The organism is Bradyrhizobium sp. LB14.3, assembly GCF_040547985.1.
GTDB lineage: Bacteria > Pseudomonadota > Alphaproteobacteria > Rhizobiales > Xanthobacteraceae > Bradyrhizobium.
The window spans coordinates 259,531-276,132 of the sequence record NZ_JBEPQT010000004.1; the positions used below are offsets into that span (position 1 = coordinate 259,531).

Genomic DNA, 16,602 nt, shown 5'->3' on the forward strand with positions numbered 1-16,602 from the left:
TACTGGATTCCCCGCCTTCGCGTGGAATGACAGCGTTGGGCGTGGACCTACCCCGGCCCCTTCAAAATCTTGAACACACCATTGGCCATCACCACGCAGCGACCGTCCACCGTCACCTCGGTGCTCATGAAGACGAGGCTGCGTGTCGAGCGCACCACGCGTGGGCGGGAAATCAGGATGTCGCCGATCTGGCCGGCTTCGACGAAATGGGTGTCGAGCTGTACCGTTGCCATGAACTCCTTGCCGGAGACGTAGCGGGCGGTCATGCCGCAGGTGCGGTCCGCGAACGTCATCATCACGCCGCCCTGGACCATGCCGCGGCGGTTGTGGTGCTTGTCCTCGGTCGCAAGTGCGAATTCGTATTGGCCGCCGACCTTGCGCTCCCACAGGGGACCGATCAGGTGCATGAAGCCCGTGGTCTCCAGGATGGTCCAGCCGTCTGACTTGAGCCTTGCGGCCGTCTTGTTGGTCATGTGGTCGTCCATTCCTGCGCGGGCCTTGCGATCTCATTTCATCGGGGCGGGACGTGGTGTAGTCAAGCATCATGAGACCGTTCGACGATGCCACACGACGGAATATCGCGGCCGCTTGCGCGGCCTTCACGCGCCTGCCGGAGGATGAAGCGCCGGCGGCGTTGAAGCGTGCCGCAGTGGTGGTTGCGCTGACCGCGGCCAGCGAGAGCGATGACACGGCGTTGCTGCTCACGCTGCGTGCATCGCATCTGCGCGCTCATCGCGGCCAATGGGCCTTGCCCGGCGGACGCTGCGATGCCGGCGAGACGCCGGTCGAAGCGGCGCTACGCGAACTCGACGAGGAGCTTGGCCTCCGTCTCACCAGTGCAGAGGTGCTCGGCACGCTCGACGATTATCCGACCCGCTCCGGCTATTTGATCACGCCCGTCGTGGTCTGGGCCGCCGACAGTGCTGCGATCAAGCCAAATCCGGACGAGGTGGCTTCGGTTCACCGCATCGCTCTCGCGACGATCGAGCGCGACGACGCCTTCGATTTCGTCGCGATCCCCGAGAGCACGCGCCGTGTGATCCGCTTCCATCATCAGACGAGCCTGATCCACGCACCGACGGCGGCGCTGATCTACCAGTTCCGCGAAGTACTGGCGGGACGGCACACCCGCGTCATCGAGCTGGAACAGCCGGTATTCGCCTGGAAGTGATGCAAGAGACGAAAAAAGAGGTAAACGGCGCGTTAACGTGACGGTTACCGGCTAGCTGCTAAGAAGGCGGCATGCATCGATCGATTCGAAATGCCGTGAGGCTGGTTCCACTCGCGTTCGTCCTGCTCGCGCCCGCCGCGCGCGGTGGCGAATCCGACGCGCTGCCGCCGGCCGTCAGCAATGCCAGAGCCCAGCTCTTGTCGCAGTTCTTTGCGCAGGGTGGAGCGTCGCCGGCGGTGCTCGAGTATCGCCGCAAGCTGCAGGAATATCAGGCGGCACGCGGCGCCTTCGATGAGGAGGCCGGCGCCTATTGGAGCCAGATCTCCGAGAAGCGTCGTGGCCGCAACGCCAAGCGGCGCAGTGGACAGCAGGTCACGCTAGAGGACTACGTGCTGGAGCATCCGCCGCTCTATAACGGGCCGAAGCGACCGGTGAATCCGGAGCCGGAGGAAACCCCGGACCGTCCCACCAGAAAGCCGATACCCGTCGTCGCCGATCTCTTGCGCGCGGCGCAGGAGCTCTACCAGTTCACGCCGCAACGGCCGTCCAGCGAAGTCGAGTTCAAGCGCGTCTATGCACGCTACGCGCTGGCCTCGGGGCTGACGCGCGAGCAGACGGTGCGGGTCTATGCGTTCGAAACCGGCGGAACCGGCAATTACGACGTGCAGGCGGGCATCGAGCATGGCGGCAAGCGCGCGATCTCGACCGCGATGGGATACAACCAGTTGCTGACCACAAACAGCGTCGAGCTGCTGGCCGAGCAGGGCCATGAACTCATCCGCGCGCTCTCCGACAAGGTAGCGCGGACCTCGGGACCGGCGCGCCAGTCGCTCGAGCACAAGCTCACGGTTCTGAAGAAAATGGTGGCGCATGCCAAGTCGGTGCCCGACACCTGGTCGGAGCACGAGAAGATCGGCAACACCGCGCAAGGCTGGGCCATGCATGCCATGGTGCTTGACATCGATATCGGGCCGATGCTGCAGACCCACAAGCTGCTCACCTCGGTGCTGTTCGCGCGCACCAAGGGTTACAGCCGTCCGCTCACTGCCGCCGAGCTCGAGATGATGAACCTCACCGGCGACGGCACCGGCCTCGACATGGTGACGATGCCGCAGGCGATGCGCGAGCAGGTGCCGACCTCGAACTTCTTCCAGCGCGGCGGCTACGAGCGCAACCCGGTCGCGATCCGCCACAACACGGTGGCGAAGCTGCTGGCGGTGACGGATACGCGGATGGACAGCAACAGCAACAATGCCGGCGCGCGGGAGCTGGCGGGGGCGTTTTAGCTGGCGTCAGAACAGGTCGATGTCATGCCCCGGCTCGACCGGGGCATCCAGTACGCCGCGGCTTCTCCGTATCCCATCACGGCCTCTGGAATACTGGATCACCCGCTTTCGCGGGTGACGACACCGAGTAGGTAACGCGCCGCCCCTAGTGATCCGCCCCGAACTTGAACTTGCCGTCGCCTTCCAGATAAGGGCCGCTGCGCATGTAGAGCTGGCCGTTGTGGCCGATGAAGAACAGCGTGCCCTTCGGCACCTTCTTGGCACCCTTCAGAAGTTCGCCGGCATTGCTGGTGCCCATCTTGTAGGAGAAGGTCTTGCCTTCCTTGTCATAAGCATAGCCCGTGTCGGGCTTCAGCTCCCACGGCGTGGCCGCGGTCTGCGCCGATGTGGGAGCCGCGAACGTGCCGAGCACTACTACGAGTGCAGCCGAAACAAGTGCAAATGTCTTCTTTGGAAATATCATCATCCATCCTCCCCGCCATTGGGGTTGCCCGTCTTGAACAAATCACGAACGGCATTTACAGGTCAACCTGCGTAAGTGCCGCAGCGCATCACGTCTTGCCCAGCAGTTTGTGATTTTCCCATCGTCCCCGCGCGACTATGTTCCGCTTTCCGTCTAGAACGCAATTCGACAAAATATTGGGTAGGGATGATTCGGATGCACCATGTCATTAAAGCCTGCTGGGCCGCCGCGCTGCTGCTGACGGCGCTGGCGCCGGCCGCCCGGGCCGATGACTACCAGCTCAGCCACAACCAGCGGATTTCGTGCAGCCGCGGCCTGGCCCCGGGCAAGCTCAACACTGCGACCTGCAAGTCCTACACCTACCTCTTCAATACCAAGACCTCGGAATATTTCCGCTGCCAGGTCTCGCTGGCGCTGACCCGCGACAACAAGGAAGTCATCAACGTCCAGACCGACGGCGGCTGCACCAAGAAGCCGCGCGTCTTCGAGACCGACGGCCATTACGATTTCGACGCGACCGAGACCGAGCCGCCGAACACCAATTCGTTCTTCGGCCCCGGCGGCTACTCGGTCTGGGCCGCCGACGTCAGCGCGCAGAAGGTCCGCGGCTGCATCATCATCTCCTCCGGCCTCGGCTCCGACATCTCCAAGTGCCTGGACATGACCTTCCAATGAGGGTTTGCCAGTAAGGGCTTGCCAGTGAAGGCTTGCCAGTGACGGTGCGCTCCCTCCCCGCTTGCGACCCCGCTTGCGGGGGAGGTTGGGGAGAGGGTGTATCCGCAATGGGATAGTCCCAGAGGAGAAAGCCCTCACCCGGCGCATCGCGCCGATCTCTCCCGTACGCGGGAGAGGTTGCACCGAGCCTGCTGCGTGAGTGATTGATCCCACGTAAGCGTGCCTGGCTGCGCCACCTCGCCGCACCTGCCCGGTTCCCCAAAAATCAAGCCAGGACAGCCATTTACCGCAGTCCTGTTTTGACTTTTGGATAGGTTGACCCGCTCCCCTCATCCGGCCAACTTCCCGGCCGGTTTGGGGAGTGGAAAGATCATGAAACGAACGATTTTCGGCGTGGCCGCGGCTCTTGCTCTGGCGGCGTCGGCACCTTGCGCGCAGGCGCAATCCTTCATCAACGTGCTGACCGGGGGTACCTCCGGCGTCTACTACCCGCTCGGGGTTGCGATCGGGAAGATCTACGGCGACAAGATTCCGAACGTGAAGACGCAGGTGCAGGCCACCAAGGCGTCGGTCGAGAACCTGATCCTGCTCCAGCAGGGCCGCGGCGAGCTGGCGTTCACGCTCGGCGACTCGCTGAAAGCCGCCTGGGACGGCGAGGAGGAGGCGGGCTTCAAGACCAAGCTCGACAAGCTCAGGACCATCGGCGCGATCTATCCGAACTACATCCAGATCGTCGCGACTGCCGAGAGCGGCATCAAGACGCTGGCGGACCTCAAGGGCAAGAGCCTGTCGGTCGGCGCGCCGAAATCGGGCACGGAGCTCAATTCGCGCGCGATCCTGGCGGCGGCCGGCATGAGCTACAAGGATCTCGGCAAGGTCGAGTATCTGCCGTTTGCCGAATCCGTCGATCTCATGAAGAACCGCCAGCTCGGCGCGACGCTGCAATCGGCCGGCCTCGGCGTGGCCTCGCTGAAGGATCTCTCGACCTCGAGCCCGATCACGGTGGTGTCGGTGCCGAAGGAGACCGTCGACAAGATCGGCCTGCCGTTCATCGCGGCGACCATTCCCGCCAACACCTACACCGGGCAGGACAAGGACGTGCCGACCGCGGCCGTGGTCAACTATCTCGTCACCAGCTCGGCGGTGTCGGACGATCTCGCCTATCAGATGACAAAACTGGTCTACGAGTCGTTGCCCGAGCTCGCCAATGCGCATGCGGCCGGCAAGGAGATCAAGCTCGAGACGGCGGCCAGCGGCAGCCCGGTTCCGCTGCATCCCGGCGCGATCCGCTATTACAAGGAAAAAGGGCTGATCAAGTAAGGTCGGCCCTCATTATCGGACGTCATGGCCGGGGCAAAAGCGCGAAGCGCGTCTTCGCGCAGATGTCCCGGCCGTCCACGTTCTAAGGCCAGGCGAGAAAGATCGTGGATGCCCGGGACAAGCCCGGGCATAACGTATTCAGGATGCAGCGCGAATGCTGTAGGAACGCCCGATCGGGGGCGGGGACATATCGATGTTGCAGGCAGAGGGCACCGCGGCGCCCATCAAGGTCGAGTTCGACAATTTCGAGCACGGTTTCCCGGAAGGCTTTGGCCCTGGCTGGTGGGGCACACTCGCCTATTGGATCGGCATCGCGTTCGCCACGTTCCAGCTCTATGTCGCCGCCTTCAATTATCTCCCGAGCCAGGTGGTGCGCGGCGTCCATGTCGGTTTCCTCGTTCTTCTCACCTTCGGCCTGATCGCAAACTTCACCGCGAAGAGCGCCGCCGGACGCGCGCTCGGCTGGGTGATCGGCGGCGCGGGTTTCTTCTGCGGCCTCTACCAGTGGATTTTTTATGCGGACTTGATTGCGCGCGACGGCGATCCGACCCGCCTCGATCTCGCCGTCGGCACGCTGCTTGCGGTGCTGATTTTCGAGGGCACGCGACGCCTGATGGGGCCGGCGCTACCGCTGATGTGCGGCGCCTGTCTCGTCTATTGGTTCTTCGGGCAATATCTGCCGTCGCCGCTCAACCATCGCGGCTATGATTTCGACCAGATCGTCACGCATCTGTCGTTCGGCACCGAAGGTTTTTACGGCGTGCCGATCTACGTCTCGGCGACCTACATCTTCCTGTTCATCCTGTTCGGCTCGTTCCTGGAGCGCGCCGGCATGATCCAGCTCTTCACCGACGTCTCGCTCGGCCTGTTCGGCCGTACCCGCGGGGGACCTGCCAAGGTCGCGGTGTTCGCCTCGGGCATGATGGGCACGATCTCCGGCTCGGGCGTCGCCAACGTCGTCACCGTCGGCCAGTTCACGATTCCGCTGATGATCAGGTTCGGCTATCGCCGCGCGTTCGCGGCCGGCGTCGAGGCGACAGCCTCGATGGGCGGGCAGATCATGCCGCCGGTAATGGGCGCGGTCGCCTTCATCATGGCGGAGACGCTCGGCGTCCAATATTCGGAGATCGTGAAAGCGGCGGCGATTCCCGCGATGCTCTATTTCGCCTCCGCCTTCTGGATGGTGCATCTGGAAGCCGGCAAGCACGGCCTCACCGGCATGAAGAAGTCGGAGACCCCGAGCGCCTGGAAGGCGCTGGTGAAGGGGTGGTACCTCGTGCTGCCGCTCGCAGCCCTCGTCTACATGCTGTTCGAAGGCTTTACGCCGCTCTATGCCGGTAGCATGGGCCTCGCGCTCACAGTGGGGCTGATCCTTGGAACCGCCATCACGACGGGCGCGTCTTCGATGGCGATCCGCAGCATCTTCTGGATCGGGCTCGCGCTCGTTGTTGCCGCGCTGTCGCGTGACGGCCTTCAGATCGTGCCGGTCGCAGGCGTCGTCGTCGCGTTGATCGTGATCACTGCGTTCGTGCGCGGCGGATTTTCCGCCCTGCGCGCCTGCCGCGATGCACTGGCTGAAAGCGCGAAATCCGCCATCACCGTCGGCATGGCCTGCGCCATCGTCGGCGTCATCATCGGCATGATGTCGCAGACCGGCGTCGGCACCATCTTCGGCGGCTGGGTGATCGGCCTCGGCGAGAAGAGCCTGTTCCTGGCGCTGATCATGACCATGCTGCTGTCGATCCTGCTCGGCACCGGCATCCCGACCATCCCGACCTACATCATCACCGCGGCGCTTGCAGCACCTGCGCTGGCCAAACTCGGCGTTCCCCTGATCGCGAGCCACATGTTCGCATTCTATTACGGCATCATGGCCGACCTCTCGCCGCCGGTGGCGCTTGCGGCGCTCGCGGCGGCGCCGATCGCGAAGGAGAATCCGGACAAGATCGGCTGGGAGGCGATGCGCATCGCGCTCGCCGGCTATGTGATCCCGTTCGTCTTCGTCTATTCGCCGGCGCTGATGCTGCAGGCCGGCGATCCCATGGCCGCCAGGCTCGGCTTCTACGGCGCGGTGGCGCTGGCGACCTTCAAGGCGCTGGTGGCGATCGCGCTGTTCGGCATGGTCGCGATCGGCTTCCTGTTCACGCGCCTGACGTTCCTCGAACGTTTGGTCGCGCTCGGTGCAGCGCTCTGCCTGCTCGGCGACTTCCCATTCAGCGACACCGCGGGCTTCCTGCTCTCCGCGGCGATCGTGCTGTGGCAGTGGCGGCAGCGTCCGCCGGCGCCGGTCGAGGCGATGTGAGCCTCTGCTTCGCCACAGCCTCAGGCGTGAAGGCGCTGGCGCTGTCCGCCTTCACGCTGGTGTGGACACATTCGATCGCGAAGGTCGATTGGCAGGAAGACTGGCGCGTCACCCACGCGGGGCTCGAACTGGTGCAGGCGCGGGTGAAGGGCACCGGACCCGGCATGGAGCCGCCGCCCGAGGCGCGGCTCGTCGACGGCTGGTTTCAGTGGAGGCCTGGGGGCGCGCCGACGCCGGAGGTGGTGCTGGGCAATTCCGGCGCGGCTGGCGAATGGCGGCTTTGCCATGACGGTAAGTGCCAGACGTTGTCGGAGATTGTCGGGCATCCGATCGGTGCTAACGTCACGAAGATGAGCATCTGCGAAGAACAAGAGAAATAAGGGAGACCCGCGATGGATCGGCTCAAGGGCAAGGTTGCGATGGTGGTGGGCGCCGGTTCGATCGGGCCGGGCTGGGGCAACGGCAAGGCCACCGCGGTCACCTTTGCGCGCGAGGGCGCGCAGGTGTTCTGCGTCGATCGGAACGGCGCGGCCGCTGAAGAGACCGCGAAGATCATCTCGGACGAAGGCGGCAAGGCGACCGCGTTTACCGCCGACGTCTCGCGGTCTGCCGAGATTGAGGCGATGGTTGCGGCGTGCTTCAAGGCCTATGGCCGCATCGACGTGCTCGACAACAATGTCGGCATCGCCGAGATGGGCAGCGTCGTCGAGGTGACCGAGGAGAGCTGGGACCGCGTCTTCACCGTGAACCTCAAGAGCGCCTATCTCGCCATGAAGCACGTCATCCCCGTGATGGTGAAGCAGGGCGGCGGCTCGATCATCAACATCTCCTCGATCGCATCGATCCGCCATGTCGGGATTTCTTATATCAGTTACAACGTCAGCAAAGCGGCGATGAACCAGTTGACGCGATCCACCGCGATCGAGTTCGCGAAGAACCATGTGCGCGTGAATGCAATCCTGCCCGGTCTGATGAAGACGCCGATGGTGGAACATTCCGCAGGTCTTGCGAACAGCTACGCCAAGGGCGATGTCGAGGCGATGTGGCGCGCCCGCGATGCGCAGGTGCCGATGGGCCACATGGGCGAGGCCTGGGACGTCGCGAATGCGGCGCTGTTCCTGGCGTCGGACGAAGCGAAATATGTGACGGGGATCGAGCTGGTGGTGGACGGCGGGATCACGTGCAAGGCGGGGGCGTAGCTCCCTTCCTCGTCGCCCTGGCTTGCGCCAGGACGACAGCCCGGGCCCTTACTGCGCCAGCGCCAGAATCCCGCCGGCAAACGAATGCCAAGCCGCAGTCTCGCTGATCGGCCAGTTCAGCACCTTCACCGCCAGCATCGCGAGCGTACCGTAGATGTACACCGGATGCACCCGGCCTTCGGTGCGCCAGTCGCGTACCATGGCGACGACGAGCAGCAGCGAAGCGACCACGGCCGGCGCGATGGTAACGGGCACTGGCGGCGGCCCGGGCGGTCCCGGAGGTGCAAGGAAGGTGAGAAACCAGCGCGCGATCGCCGCATCGAGGATGGAGACCGCGGCTAGCAGCATCAGGCGTTTGTGAATCTCGGGCTTTCGCGTGTTCATGATCGCAAGCATGAACACCACTGCGAAGAACGCGATCCCGCTCATCGGCACGATCGAGAAGGCGATGCCGGCCTCTTTTTGTCCGAGCGCGGCGGAATGCTGCATCACATGCACCGATGCGAGGAAGCCGAAGATCGTCATCGCGGTCGCGAGCGAGACGCCGGCGATGCCGATCGCGCGGTGATTGAGCACGCGGCCCGAGGCCGCGAGCCAGGCCTGGATCACGAAATAGAGAGACCAGGTGAAGAACAAGAGACCGTGAAAATGAATCACGGGGCTTGCGGACAATGTCCGTTGCGCGAGCGGCACAAAATAGGTCGGTGCGAAGCCGAGAAAAGCGGTGGCCGCGCAGGCCAGTGCCATGTGGAGATAAAAATATCGTGCGGGCGACGCATCTCGCGCGCGCACACGACGGTCGTCGATTAGGGTCGTCATCTGGAATGAGTCTGAAGAGGCGGGGTTTGGTTCAAGCCCCTGGCCACCTGTGCAGGCGGGGCGGATGTCAGGGGCGACAGGATTTAACCCCCCGCGCTCAATTCTGCGCGATCGAGCTCTTCCTCGATCCGATGAAATGCATCGTCGCCGATTACTTCGGTGGCGCGGAGGTCGAAGATCGACTTTCGCGCGGCCGCGATACCCCGGCGGCGCAGGGGATCGGCGGGCAATTCGCCGTTGGCGACACCGCCGTTCGGATCGTCGTCTGTCTGCATCAGGATGGCGCGATATTCGAGCCGCAGGATTTCAGCCTCCTCCGACGGATCGTCCTCGATCGCGTCGAGCGCCGCGCGATAGGCGACGGCGCGGGCGCGCGCGACCTCGATGCCGACGGGATCGTCGTCCTTGAGGTCGAACGCCAGGATCAGCGGCCGCAGCGTCAGGCCCTGCACGACCAGCGTGCCGAGCACGACCGCAAACGCCGAAAAGACGATGAAGTCGCGATAGGGAAAGTTTTCCGGCAGGGCAAAGGCGGTCGCGAGCGTGACGAGACCGCGCATGCCGCACCAGGAGACGATGAGGCCGCCCTTGGGCGAGGCGACCTGCTTCGGATCCTTCGGGTGATAGACCCCGTGCGCGATCAGTGCGCGCAGCGTCGTGCGGTAGAATGTGATCCAAGCGACCCGCACCAGCACCACCGTGAGCAGGATCCAGGCCGCGGCCACGCAATACTCCCAGCGCACGTCCGCATTGAGCCGCGTCCAGATCGGCCGCATCTGCATGCCGATCAGCATGAAGGCGAGCACGTTGAGCACGAACACCATGGTCTCCCACACCGCATAGGACGGCACCCGCAGCCGCGCCGGCATGCGTGCCCCCGCCGTGCGCGCGATGGTGATGCCGTAGACCACGATGGTGAGGATGCCGGAGAGGCCGAGATGCTCGGCGGCAATCCAGACCATGAAGGTGGTGGCGAACTGCACGATGATCGCGCTCGGCGCTTCCTTTACCCGTTCCATGAACAGCGGGATGATGCGGCCTGCGACCAATCCCGCGATGACGCTGCCGACCAGCGCCAGCGCCATGGTCGGCGCGACCTGGCTCCATGCCAGATGCTCCGTGGCGACGGCGCCGACCGCGATGCGATAGATCAAGAGCGCGGTCGCGTCGTTGAGCAGGCTCTCGCCTTCCAGAACCTTGACCATCCGATAGGGCAACTTCACCTGGCTCAGGATTGCGACCGCGGCGGCTGCGTCCGGCGGGGCCACGATGGCGCCGAGCGCAACCGCGGCGGCCCAGGGGATGTCCGGCATCAGCCGGTGCGCGACGTAGGCCACGCCGGCCGTGGTCAGGCCGACGGCGGCGACGACCAGGGTGGAGACCGGAACCCAATTGTTGCGCAGATCGCGCAGCGAGGTGTCGAAGGCGGCATCGAGCAGGACCGGTGCGACAAAAAGAGCCAATGCCAGGTCGGGCTCCAGCGTCCAGGACGGGCTCGACGGCACAAAGGCGATCAGCGCGCCACCGATCGCGAGAAAGGTCGGGTAGGGGACCTTGATCCGCCGCGCCAGCGCCGATAATGCAACGGCGCCGAGCAGAAGCACGATGATCCATTCGAATGTCGACACGTTGATCCCCGAAACCGATTGAGCGGCGCCACAAGCTAGCACCAATCCGGCCGTATGATGGATAGTGCGGCCCCGAGGCAAGACCTTAACCCGGACCTTAACTCAGGCCTTACCGACTGTGACGAGCATGCGTTTTCTCATTCAATGGTCCGGCGCCGGGTTGCTCTTTGCGCTCTCGTTCGCCGCGGCTCATGCCGCGACCGGCGGCGAACCGGCCGCGGTCCCGCAGGTCGATGTCGCGCCGTGCCTTGCTGCTGCAGCGGCCGACGACTTCGACAAGGCCGCCACGGCCTGCGCCGCCGTGATCGACAACGAGAAGACGGCGAAAGGCGACCTGATCAAGGCGCTGATCGCGCGCGGCGCGCTGTTTGCCCGGCACGACCAGATCGACCGCGCGATCGCCGACGACAGCCGCGCTCTTCTGCTTGATTCCGGCCTCGCCGATATCTTCAACGCGCGCGGCGAGCTCTGGCTGAGGAAGGGCGACAAGCCCAAGGCGGTGCAGGATTTCGGCGCGGCATTGAAGATCGATCCGAACCACGAGAAGGCCAGGGTCAATCACAAGGCGATGGCGCGCGAGATCGAGCGGATCGGCGCGCAGATGGCGGTCGCAGGCAAGCCCAGCTTCAGTTGCAAGGGTGCGCGCCGCCCCGTCGAGAAGTCGATCTGCGCCAACCGCGAGCTCGCCGATCTCGACCGCGAGGTTTTTGCCTCCAATGCCCGTGTGCTCCGCGACGCCCGCAATGCGGGCGAAGCGAAGGCGCTTCAGCGCGAGCAGGACGATTTCATCGCCCGCCGCAATGCCCGATATGGCCGGCCCGGCTACGATCTGAAGAAGGCGATGCAGGAGCGGTTGCTGCGGCTGAACGGGGTGGATGGCTATTGAGGCTCCTCGTCTGCCGCCTTAAGAGCGGGGCGAGGGAGCGAGGGGTCGGTGCGCCCCTGACACGCCCGATTTGAACCGATTCTTTGGCCGCCGCGACAATGGTGAAAGCCTGATGTCTCGGAGCCCTATGCCATGTGCGGCACGCATCTTTCCGCGCAAATGTTCTCGTTTGCAAAAATCTCGCTTCGCTCCTTCCTGCTCAGCGCGGCAATGAGCGTCGTCCTCGTCGCTCCTGCCTTGTCCGGCGTCGATTGCGTGATGGGGAGCAAGGCCGCTCCGGCCGAGCTGATCCCGGCATGCAGCGCCATCATCGACCAGGCCTCAAATCCATCTTCCGATCGCGCCGCGGCATTGCTGGTGCGCGCCGACGCCAATGCGCGGACCTCGGGCGGCGTCACGCAGGCGCTGAGGGATATCGACCGCGCCATCGCGCTCGAGGGCCGAAATGCAAAAGCCTGGCGCCTGCGCGGCGATCTCCTGCGCGAGGCCGGCGGCGATCTCAACCGCGCCGCGGCGGATCTCAGCAAGGCCATCGAGCTCGATCCGCAGGATGCGGAGTCTTACGAGCTGCGCGGCGTGGTCTACACCAACCAGCACCGGCTCGACCGCGCGCTTGCCGATTACGACCAGGCGATCAAGCTGAAGCCTGACAATGCGCAGGCTTGGTCCGACCGCGGCGTGACCTACTATCTCGGCGGCGACAACGACAAGGCGATTCGCGATCTCAGCGAGGCGCTGCGGCTCGATCCGAACCGGCCGCGCAGCTACACCAATCGTGGCGCCGCCTACAAGAAGCTCGGCCAGCTCGACAAGGCGGTTGCCGTCGACGGCGAGGCGATCAGGCTCGATCCGAAGGTGCCCGAATATTATGACAATCGCGGCCTGTCGCTGGCCGCGATGGGCGAGTACGACAAGGCGATTGCCGATTACGATCAGGCGCTGCGGCTGGCACCGCGGCCGAATTTCTTCACCAATCGCGGCGATTCCTACCATCTCAAGGGCGAGCTTGGTGCTGCGCTCAGCGATTACGAGGCCGCGCTGAAACTCGACGCGACTTTCGCGCAGACCTACAACAACCGCGCCGTGCTCTACAAGAAGATGGGCGAGCGCAAGAAGGCGCTGGCCGATTACGAGACCGCGCTGCGGCTCGATCCCGGCAACGACAATGCCGCCAGCGGCCGCCGCACCATGATCGCGGAGATCGCGAAATTCGGCGCCGAGCCGCTGCGGCCGCTCGCGGCGAATTCCGGCAATGGCCCGTCGTTCGATTGTGCCACGGCGAAGCGCGAGGTCGAGAAGATGATCTGCGCCGATCCACAGTTGGGCGTGCTCGACCGCCAGATTGCCGAGACCTACGAACGCGTATTGAAGTCGGCCGGCTCCCGCTCGGCCGGCGATCTCCGCCGCAGCCAGCGCGATTTCCTCGCCACCCGCAATACGAGCTTCCGCCGGCCGGGCTATGACCTGAGAAAGGTCATGCAGGAGCGGTTACAGCGGCTGAATGCGATGGATAGCTGAGCACCGTTCTTTCAGCTTGAACCACGGCCCGTTCCCGGGAAAATACCCCCCAAACAAGCCCGGTACTTGATCCCCGTCATGGCGGGACGTTTGTCCCGCCAAAGGTCAAGGCCAGGCGAATAAAGGGAACGGGAGCGCAAGCATGAATGTCCAGGGGAAAAGCAGCTATCACGACGTCTATGCGCGCTCGCTGGCCGACCCTGAGGGCTTTTGGGCCGAGGCGGCGAAGGAGATCGACTGGATCGAGCCGCCGAAGGCGATCTTCGATGCTTCGCAGGGCGTCTACGGCCGCTGGTTCAGCGGCGGCGTCGTCAACACCTGCTACAACGCGCTCGACCGCCATGTCGAACGGGGCCGCGCCGACCAGGTCGCGCTGATCCATGATTCGCCGCTGACCAACACGGTCACCAGGTTCACCTATGCTGAACTGCTGGCCGAGGTGCAGGCGCTCGCCGCCATCATGCAGGATTTTGGTGTCGCCAAGGGCGATCGCGTCATCCTCTATATGCCGATGGTACCGGAGGCCGTCGTTGCGATGCTCGCCTGCGCGCGCATCGGCGCGGTGCACTCCGTGGTGTTCGGCGGCTTTGCCGCGAAGGAGCTCGCCAGCCGCATCGACGATGCGCAGCCAAAGTTGATTCTGTCGGCGAGCTGCGGCATCGAGCCCGGGCGCATCGTGCAGTACAAGCCGCTGCTCGACGAGGCGATCAGGCTTGCAGGTGTGAAGCCGAAGGCCTGCATCGTGCTGCAACGTTCGCACTTCATCTGCGACCTGACGCCAGGACGCGACTACGACTGGGCGGGCCTGCGCCGCAAGGCGATGAACGACGGCAAGAAGGCGCCGTGCGTGCCCGTCGCGGCCACCGATCCGCTCTACATCCTCTATACGTCAGGCACGACCGGCATTCCCAAGGGCGTCGTGCGCGACAATGGCGGCCATCTCGTCGCGCTAAAATGGTCCATGTTCAACCTCTATGGCGTCAAGCCGGGCGAGGTCTGGTGGTGCGGCTCCGACATCGGCTGGGTGGTCGGCCACAGCTACATCGTCTACGGTCCGCTGCTGCACGGCGCGACCTCGATCATGTACGAGGGCAAGCCGGTCGGCACGCCCGATGCGGGGGCATTCTGGCGCGTGATCAGCGAGCACAAGGCGGTCGCCTTTTTCACCGCGCCGACCGCGTTCCGCGCGATCCGGAAAGATGATCCGGAAGGAAAATTCATCCGGCAATACGACCTCTCGACATTCCGCACGCTGTTCCTCGCCGGCGAGCGCGCCGATCCGCCGACGGTGGAATGGGCGGAGCAGCAGTTGAAAGTGCCTGTCATCGACCATTGGTGGCAGACGGAGACGGGCTGGTGCATCGCCGGCAATCCGGTGGGGCTCGGCATGCTGCCGGTGAAGCACGGCTCACCGACGGTCCCGATGCCGGGCTATCAGGTCGACGTGGTCGACGAGGCCGCAAAGCCGGTCGGCCCCAACACCATGGGATCGATCGTCATCAAGCTGCCGATGCCGCCGGCCTGCCTGCCGACGCTGTGGAATCAGGACGAACGATTCAAGGAAGCCTATCTCACCGAATTTCCCGGCTACTACAAAACTTCGGATGCCGGCTACAAGGATCAGGACGGCTATGTCTTCGTCATGGGCCGCACCGACGACATCATCAACGTCGCCGGACATCGGCTCTCGACCGGCGGCATGGAGGAGATTTTGGCTTCGCATGCCGATGTCGCCGAATGCGCCGTGCTCGGCGTCAAGGATGCGATCAAGGGCGAGGTACCCTGCGGCTTCCTGGTGCTCAAGGCTGGCGTGAAGCGGGCTCCCGCCGAGATCGAGAAAGAGATCGTCGCGCTGGTGCGCGACAAGCTCGGTCCCGTCGCCGCGTTCAAGCTCGCCATCATTGTCGGCCGCTTGCCCAAGACGCGCTCGGGCAAGATTTTGCGCGGCACCATCAAGAAGATCGCTGATGGCGAGACCTGGACGGTGCCAGCGACGATCGAGGACCCCAAGGTGCTCGACGAGATCGGAGAGGCGCTGAAGGGGAGAGTGTGAGTTTTCCGTCGTCATTAGGGGTTCGGTCCTGCGGACCGCTCCGGAATGACGGTGCAAACGACTTACAATCTCCTCATTCCGCGCTAAACAAGGCCGGCCAATAAGGATCTCGGATGCCACTCGCCGCCACGCCGCGCCTGCTTGCAGCTGTCCTGCTCGCCCTCGCCCTCTCCGCTTGCTCCGCGCGCTACCAGACGCCGGTGGCGATGGGCGGCGACGATGACGACGCGGTCTGCCAGAGCCGTGGCAATGCGCTGGGCTCGCCCGAATACGTGGCCTGCCGCAAGGACCGCGACGTCCAGCGCAGCGCCGCGACCACCCGGGCCGACCGTCGCCAGCGCGACCTCGGCGAATACATGCTGAACCATCCGGACCGGCCGTAGAGGCTGCTTCCACCGTCCTTGCGTCACAAAAACGCGGCGGGTTTTTCCGCCGCGTTTGCATTCGATGACGACTGAAGACGAAGGATTACTCCCCATCTTCCTCCTGCTTCTTGCCGCCAAGCGTCTTGAGCTTGGCGAACACGGCGTCGACGTTGAGGTCGTCGCTGGATTTTTCCGCCGGCTCGAACTCGTCCTTCTTGGTGGTCTCGGAGGCCGGCAGCAGGGTTGCGCCGCCATAGGCTGCGTCGATCGGCTTTTCCTTGGCGGCGCGCGCGACCTCGAAATCGAGTTCGATCTGCGAGCAGAGACCGAGGGTCACGGGGTCGATGGGGGTCAGCGACGAGGTATTCCAGTGGGTGCGGTCGCGGACGCTGGCGATCGTGCTCTTGGTGGTACCAACCAGGCGCATGATCTGGGCGTCCTTGAGTTCGGCATGGTTGCGCAGCAGCCAGAGAATGGCGCTCGGGCGCTCGTGGCGGCGCGAGACCGGGGTGTATCGCGGACCCTTGCGCTTGGGCTGCGGTGGCAGCACCACCTTGCTCTCCTGGAGGCGGAGCCGGTAGTCCGGGCTTCTCTCGCCCTTCTCGATCTCCTCGCGGGTCAGCTGGCCGTTGGAGAGGGGATCCATGCCCTTGATGCCCTGCGCCGCGTCGCCGTCGGCGATCGCGCGCACCTCAAGGGGGTGCATTTTGGTGAAATCGGCGACCTGGTCGAAGGTCAGCGCGGTGTTGTCGAGCAGCCAAACGGCGGTCGCCTTGGGCATCAGCGGTGCGTTGCTCATGGCAAATCTCCTTTGTGCTTCGCCCACCCCTTTTGGAGGCGAAACCGGTGGTCATCAGCGATGACTGGGAATTCGGGCTATATAAGCCCGGAGGGGGTAGTCACGCAATGGTTCTGCT

Annotated in this window: 16 protein-coding genes; 11 read left to right on the top strand and 5 right to left on the bottom strand. The window is 64.4% G+C overall.

All coding sequences use genetic code 11. The features are described from left to right. Positions 1–47: 47 nt before the first annotated feature. The gene (locus ABIB00_RS11405; protein ID WP_354104390.1) at positions 48–473 is read right to left on the bottom strand and encodes a PaaI family thioesterase; all 426 of its coding nucleotides are present in this window, start codon (positions 471–473) and stop codon (positions 48–50) included. A gap of 68 nt (positions 474–541) precedes the next feature. Here ABIB00_RS11405 and ABIB00_RS11410 point away from each other — a divergent pair, with 68 nt between their 5' ends. Together ABIB00_RS11410 and ABIB00_RS11415 are read left to right on the top strand one after the other, a co-directional pair. Then, positions 542–1,171 (top strand): NUDIX hydrolase, encoded by a 630-nt coding sequence (locus ABIB00_RS11410; protein ID WP_502917805.1) that lies wholly within the window; start codon positions 542–544, stop codon positions 1,169–1,171. 71 nt (positions 1,172–1,242) lie between these two features. Then, positions 1,243–2,457 (top strand): hypothetical protein, encoded by a 1,215-nt coding sequence (locus tag ABIB00_RS11415; RefSeq protein WP_354104392.1) that lies wholly within the window; start codon positions 1,243–1,245, stop codon positions 2,455–2,457. Positions 2,458–2,602: 145 nt separating this feature from the next. On the opposite strand, the gene ABIB00_RS11420 is transcribed toward ABIB00_RS11415, so the two are convergent. Further along, positions 2,603–2,920, bottom strand: a complete 318-nt coding sequence (locus tag ABIB00_RS11420; protein ID WP_354104549.1) for a hypothetical protein — start codon at positions 2,918–2,920, stop codon at positions 2,603–2,605. 195 nt (positions 2,921–3,115) lie between these two features. On the opposite strand from ABIB00_RS11420, the gene ABIB00_RS11425 reads away from it, so the two are divergent. The 5 genes from ABIB00_RS11425 to ABIB00_RS11445 all read left to right on the top strand — a co-directional run bounded on the left by ABIB00_RS11425 (position 3,116) and on the right by ABIB00_RS11445 (position 8,416). Continuing rightward, entirely contained in the window at positions 3,116–3,595 is a 480-nt protein-coding gene (locus ABIB00_RS11425) for a hypothetical protein (protein ID WP_247351257.1), read from the top strand. A gap of 372 nt (positions 3,596–3,967) precedes the next feature. Further along, complete coding sequence (locus ABIB00_RS11430; protein WP_247351256.1) at positions 3,968–4,915, top strand: TAXI family TRAP transporter solute-binding subunit; 948 nt, start codon at positions 3,968–3,970, stop codon at positions 4,913–4,915. Between the two features lie 193 nt (positions 4,916–5,108). Then, complete coding sequence (locus tag ABIB00_RS11435) at positions 5,109–7,217, top strand: TRAP transporter permease (RefSeq protein WP_247445236.1); 2,109 nt, start codon at positions 5,109–5,111, stop codon at positions 7,215–7,217. Continuing rightward, positions 7,178–7,597 carry a DUF1850 domain-containing protein gene (locus tag ABIB00_RS11440; protein ID WP_354104393.1) on the top strand — a complete coding sequence of 140 codons (420 nt, stop codon included), beginning with the start codon at positions 7,178–7,180 and terminating at the stop codon, positions 7,595–7,597. The genes ABIB00_RS11435 and ABIB00_RS11440 overlap by 40 nt, the downstream gene beginning before the upstream one ends. Before the next feature lie 12 nt (positions 7,598–7,609). Further along, positions 7,610–8,416, top strand: coding sequence for an SDR family NAD(P)-dependent oxidoreductase (locus ABIB00_RS11445; RefSeq protein ID WP_354104394.1), 807 nt, complete (start codon positions 7,610–7,612; stop codon positions 8,414–8,416). Positions 8,417–8,464: 48 nt separating this feature from the next. Here ABIB00_RS11445 and ABIB00_RS11450 read toward each other — a convergent pair whose 3' ends face one another. Together ABIB00_RS11450 and ABIB00_RS11455 are read right to left on the bottom strand one after the other, a co-directional pair. Next, a complete protein-coding gene (locus tag ABIB00_RS11450) occupies positions 8,465–9,235 on the bottom strand; it encodes a hypothetical protein (RefSeq protein WP_247351248.1) in 771 nt (256 codons plus the stop codon). An 83-nt stretch (positions 9,236–9,318) separates the two neighbouring features. Then, complete coding sequence (locus ABIB00_RS11455; protein WP_247351246.1) at positions 9,319–10,863, bottom strand: cation:proton antiporter; 1,545 nt, start codon at positions 10,861–10,863, stop codon at positions 9,319–9,321. Positions 10,864–10,990: 127 nt separating this feature from the next. On the opposite strand from ABIB00_RS11455, the gene ABIB00_RS11460 reads away from it, so the two are divergent. The 4 genes from ABIB00_RS11460 to ABIB00_RS11475 all read left to right on the top strand — a co-directional run bounded on the left by ABIB00_RS11460 (position 10,991) and on the right by ABIB00_RS11475 (position 15,703). Next, positions 10,991–11,749 (top strand): tetratricopeptide repeat protein, encoded by a 759-nt coding sequence (locus ABIB00_RS11460; RefSeq protein ID WP_354104395.1) that lies wholly within the window; start codon positions 10,991–10,993, stop codon positions 11,747–11,749. Between the two features lie 132 nt (positions 11,750–11,881). Beyond that, positions 11,882–13,267 (top strand): tetratricopeptide repeat protein, encoded by a 1,386-nt coding sequence (locus ABIB00_RS11465; protein WP_354104396.1) that lies wholly within the window; start codon positions 11,882–11,884, stop codon positions 13,265–13,267. 142 nt (positions 13,268–13,409) lie between these two features. Beyond that, on the top strand, positions 13,410–15,320 hold the full coding sequence (locus ABIB00_RS11470; RefSeq protein WP_354104397.1) for a propionyl-CoA synthetase: 1,911 nt from the start codon (positions 13,410–13,412) through the stop codon (positions 15,318–15,320). Positions 15,321–15,433: 113 nt separating this feature from the next. Next, positions 15,434–15,703, top strand: coding sequence for a hypothetical protein (locus ABIB00_RS11475; RefSeq protein WP_354104398.1), 270 nt, complete (start codon positions 15,434–15,436; stop codon positions 15,701–15,703). A gap of 85 nt (positions 15,704–15,788) precedes the next feature. Here the strand turns inward: ABIB00_RS11475 and ABIB00_RS11480 are convergent, their stop codons facing one another. Next, on the bottom strand, positions 15,789–16,484 hold the full coding sequence (locus ABIB00_RS11480; RefSeq protein WP_247445227.1) for a DUF1013 domain-containing protein: 696 nt from the start codon (positions 16,482–16,484) through the stop codon (positions 15,789–15,791). Positions 16,485–16,602: the final 118 nt, after the last annotated feature.

What these genes read in the sequence shown, in the direction of transcription:
- ABIB00_RS11405 (WP_354104390.1), bottom strand. Translation starts at nt 473, where the DNA reads ATGACCAACAAGACGGCCGCAAGGCTCAAGTCAGACGGCTGGACCATC.
- ABIB00_RS11415 (WP_354104392.1), top strand. Translation starts at nt 1,243, where the DNA reads ATGCATCGATCGATTCGAAATGCCGTGAGGCTGGTTCCACTCGCGTTC.
- ABIB00_RS11420 (WP_354104549.1), bottom strand. Translation starts at nt 2,920, where the DNA reads ATGATATTTCCAAAGAAGACATTTGCACTTGTTTCGGCTGCACTCGTA.
- ABIB00_RS11425 (WP_247351257.1), top strand. Translation starts at nt 3,116, where the DNA reads ATGCACCATGTCATTAAAGCCTGCTGGGCCGCCGCGCTGCTGCTGACG.
- ABIB00_RS11430 (WP_247351256.1), top strand. Translation starts at nt 3,968, where the DNA reads ATGAAACGAACGATTTTCGGCGTGGCCGCGGCTCTTGCTCTGGCGGCG.
- ABIB00_RS11435 (WP_247445236.1), top strand. Translation starts at nt 5,109, where the DNA reads ATGTTGCAGGCAGAGGGCACCGCGGCGCCCATCAAGGTCGAGTTCGAC.
- ABIB00_RS11445 (WP_354104394.1), top strand. Translation starts at nt 7,610, where the DNA reads ATGGATCGGCTCAAGGGCAAGGTTGCGATGGTGGTGGGCGCCGGTTCG.
- ABIB00_RS11450 (WP_247351248.1), bottom strand. Translation starts at nt 9,235, where the DNA reads ATGACGACCCTAATCGACGACCGTCGTGTGCGCGCGCGAGATGCGTCG.
- ABIB00_RS11460 (WP_354104395.1), top strand. Translation starts at nt 10,991, where the DNA reads ATGCGTTTTCTCATTCAATGGTCCGGCGCCGGGTTGCTCTTTGCGCTC.
- ABIB00_RS11465 (WP_354104396.1), top strand. Translation starts at nt 11,882, where the DNA reads ATGTGCGGCACGCATCTTTCCGCGCAAATGTTCTCGTTTGCAAAAATC.
- ABIB00_RS11470 (WP_354104397.1), top strand. Translation starts at nt 13,410, where the DNA reads ATGAATGTCCAGGGGAAAAGCAGCTATCACGACGTCTATGCGCGCTCG.
- ABIB00_RS11475 (WP_354104398.1), top strand. Translation starts at nt 15,434, where the DNA reads ATGCCACTCGCCGCCACGCCGCGCCTGCTTGCAGCTGTCCTGCTCGCC.
- ABIB00_RS11480 (WP_247445227.1), bottom strand. Translation starts at nt 16,484, where the DNA reads ATGAGCAACGCACCGCTGATGCCCAAGGCGACCGCCGTTTGGCTGCTC.